Consider the following 307-nt stretch of genomic DNA (forward strand, 5'->3'; position numbering starts at 1 on the left):
TTTCGGTTCATATTTTCCGCTATCTGGATCGCCAACATTAACAGTAACATTGGTATGGTCTTTTGTACCATCTGGATATGTTACTGTTACCGGCACTGTATATGTGCCCGGTGTTTGACCATTTGGCAATGTGCTTGGATTATCTACTGTTACTACTGGTGTACCTTTCGAGCTTGGGAAACCTGGTACCGTTACTGCTTTTTGGACTTCATCTGCTGTCGTTGGCGTACCAAATGATTTAGTAATTGGTTTAGTAGTTGGTTCATATTTGTCTTTATCTGGTTGTTCTTTCACTGTTACTGGCACA

1 protein-coding gene is annotated in these 307 nt (G+C 41.0%); it reads right to left on the minus strand.

Going from position 1 to position 307, the window contains the following annotated elements; translation table 11 throughout:
- Positions 1-307 (minus strand): Rib/alpha-like domain-containing protein (locus HMPREF2597_RS12920; protein ID WP_256337089.1); only part of this gene is annotated, 307 nt, incomplete at both ends.

It is taken from the genome of Staphylococcus sp. HMSC063A07 (assembly GCF_001836955.1).
Lineage (GTDB): Bacteria > Bacillota > Bacilli > Staphylococcales > Staphylococcaceae > Staphylococcus > Staphylococcus lugdunensis.